The sequence below is a fragment of the Stenotrophomonas sp. 278 genome (assembly GCF_003935715.1).
GTDB lineage: Bacteria > Pseudomonadota > Gammaproteobacteria > Xanthomonadales > Xanthomonadaceae > Stenotrophomonas > Stenotrophomonas maltophilia_AH.
Map to the genome: position 1 here is coordinate 1 of NZ_RHPP01000242.1, position 3,049 is coordinate 3,049.

Below are 3,049 nucleotides of genomic sequence, written 5' to 3' on the forward strand. Positions count from 1 at the left end.
CTCCGCGCCGGCGCAGGCCGGCGACGCGGCACCCGCCGCCGGACAGGTAGGCGTGTGGCTGGGTGATGCACCGCTGCCTGCCGCCTGGAAGGCCTGGGTGCAGGGCGGCGGCAGCGTACTGGTCACGGCGGCGGCGGCATCCCCCGATGCCGGTACACCCGTGCTTCGCGACACCACGGGAACGGTGGCCGTCACCCGCCACGCGCTCGGCAGCGGCCAGGTGCTGCGCTTCAGCGAGACGCTGTCGCCGGCGGTGCTGCCAATCCTGCGCGAACCGGATTTTCCGCGTCGGCTGCTGGAGCAGCTGCAACCGATACCCGCACCGCAGGTCGCTGCCGCGGCCACGCAACGCCCGCTCACCGGTGCAACGCTGCCTGTCCCGCAACCACACGACCTGAGTGCCTGGCTGCTGGCCTTGATCGTGCTGCTGTTCGCGCTGGAGCGTTGGTTGGCAACCTCGGCACGTCGCGGGAGGCCAGCATGATCGCCGTGCAGCGCGCGTGGCAGCGGGCGCGCCGCCGCCAGGCGTGGATCAGCGTTGCCCTGCTGCTACCGCTGGCATTGGCGGCGGCCGCCATGGCGGTGCGCCTGGCTGGCCTCAACCTGGGCACTGCCATCGCGCTGCCCTGTCTGTTGCTGGTGGTGGGCATTGCAACGCGGAAAGCGCGCCAGCTGGACCGCCATTGGCTGGTACGACAGCTCGACAACCACCCGGTCGTACAGGACAGCAGCGACCTGCTGTTCGCCTCGACCGACAGGCTCAATCCCCTGCAGCAGCGACAGCGCGCGCGTCTGCACGAGGCACTCGGTCGGGCCATGCCGGATCTGCGGCCCCGCTGGCCGTGGCGTACTCTGCTGCTGAGCTGGCTCGGCGGGCTGGTGGTGATCGCCCTGGCGCTGGGCTGGCCGAGGGGTGGCACGACAATGACCCCGCTGCGCGATCCGGCCACTGGCGACGTTGCAAGCGCGGTTGCCCCACGCCTGCAGTCCTCACGCCTGCAGATCCAGGCACCGGCCTACACGGGCCAGGCCGCACGCACGCAGGCTGCGCTGGATGCCAAGGTGCCGCAGGAGAGCGTTCTGGCGTGGTCGCTGCGCTTCAGCGGGACCCCCACCACGGCCACTCTGCAGCTGCATGACGGCAGCCGCATTGCAATGAAGCGTGACGGCGAACAGTGGACCGCGCAATGGAAGGCCACACGACCTACGCTGTATCGCATCGTCACCGAACCTGCCCTGGTGCAGCCGCGCCTGTATCGACTGGACGTGGCACCGGACCGCCCGCCCAGCGTACGCGTCATCACGCCCGACCGGTCACTGGTGCTGGCGGCTCCCAACCAGCGCCAGTGGGCACTGCAGTTCGAGGCGAGTGACGACTTTGGCGTCGCCGCCAGTGCTGAGCTGCAGATCACGCTGGCCCAGGGCAGCGGCGAGAACATCACCTTCCGCGAGCAGCGCATCCCCCTGACCGGCAGCGGCCCGGCCACCCTGCGCCGTTTTGCGCGCACATTGGATCTTGGCGCGCTCGGTGCACAGCCGGGCAACGACGTGATCGCGCAGCTGCACGTGCGCGACAACCACACGCCGAAGGCACAGACCGCACAGAGCACCAGCCTGATCCTGCGCCTGCCCAGTGAGGAACAGGTGCTGGGTGAGGCCATGGAGGGCATGGTCAAGAAGACCCTGCCGGCGTACTTCCGCAGCCAGCGCCAGATCATCATCGACACCGAAGCACTGATCAAACTGCGTCCCTCGCTGTCGGCCGAGGAGTTCGTCAAACGCTCCGATGCCATCGGCGTGGACCAGCGCATCCTGCGCCTGCGCTATGGCCAGTTCCTGGGCGAGGAAGCCGAAGGCGCGGCCAAGCCGCCGCCGACCAGCGACAGTCTGCCCACGAGCGATACCCCGACCGATGACCATGAAGATCACGACGATGCGCACGGCGATGAGCACGATCACAGCGCCGGGGGCCACGACGACCACGATCACGGTACGCCCAGGTCAGAGGGCCAGCCGGTATTCGGCAGCGCCACCGACGTGCTCAGCGAGTACGGCCACACGCACGACCACGCCGAAGCGGCAACACTGCTCGACCCGGAGACCCGCGCGACCCTGAAGGCCGCGCTCGATCAGATGTGGTCCTCCGAGGGTGAACTGCGCCAAGGCCGCCCGCAGCAGGCCCTTCCCTTTGCGTACAAGGCGCTGGAGTTCATCAAGCAGGTGCAGCAGGCCGAGCGCATCTATCTGGCCCGGGTCGGCCCGGAACTGCCGCCGATTGACGAAGGCCGCCGCATGACTGGCAAGCGCGACGACCTCGGCAGCCGCACGCTGTCGATTGCCCCGCTGGAGGTACCCGACCCGGCCATCGTCGCGGTCTGGCAGCAACTGGGTGAGACCGGCAACGCGCCGGACCTGGACGCGCTGAGCACCTGGCTCGGCCGCAACCAGTCGCGCCTCACCGACCCGCTCAGCCTCGCGGCCGCCATTGAGGAACTGCGTCTGACCCCCGATTGCGCTTCCTGCCGCGCCACCCTGCGCGCGCAGTTGTGGCGCGCCCTGCTGCGGCCGTCGCCGCAGGTGCAGCGTCGGGAAGCGCCCGATCCGATGGCGCAGCGCTACCTGGATGCGCTGGAGACAACCCGATGAGCACGTCCCTCTGGATCGCCATCGCACTGGCAGCGATTACCCTCGTGGCCAGCGCACGCCTCCTGCGAACACCCTGGAACCCCGTAGAGCCGGGCTCTGCCCGGCTGCCCTTCGCGCGCCGCCTGGCACGCCGACCCGCCCTGCTCCTCCTGCAGGCCCTGGCCACCGTCCTCCTCTACTTCACCCTGCAGCCGCCCACCCGCAACGCAGAAGCCGGCCACCTGGTCGTACTCACCTCAAACGCCAGCACGGCGGACACCATTCCCCCCAGCGCCACGGTCATCGCCCTCCCTGAAGCCGACGTCCCCGCCAGCACCGCCCGCGCGCCCGACCTCGCCACCGCCCTGCGCCAACACCCGGGCAGTCGCACACTGACCCTGGTCGGCGACGGTCTGGCCGCACG

The 3,049-nt window shown here is 69.9% G+C and carries 1 protein-coding gene and 2 pseudogenes; all 3 read left to right on the forward strand.

Features of this window, described 5'->3' with window-relative positions; all coding sequences use genetic code 11:
• Nucleotides 1-484 (forward strand): annotated as a pseudogene (locus EGJ34_RS22415) (hypothetical protein); the annotation flags it as partial.
• Nucleotides 481-2,646 (forward strand): hypothetical protein, encoded by a 2,166-nt coding sequence (locus EGJ34_RS21100; protein WP_125362368.1) that lies wholly within the window; start codon nucleotides 481-483, stop codon nucleotides 2,644-2,646. The pseudogene EGJ34_RS22415 and the gene EGJ34_RS21100, both read left to right, overlap by 4 nt.
• Nucleotides 2,643-3,049: pseudogene (locus tag EGJ34_RS21105) on the forward strand (carboxypeptidase regulatory-like domain-containing protein); the annotation flags it as partial. The gene EGJ34_RS21100 and the pseudogene EGJ34_RS21105, both read left to right, overlap by 4 nt.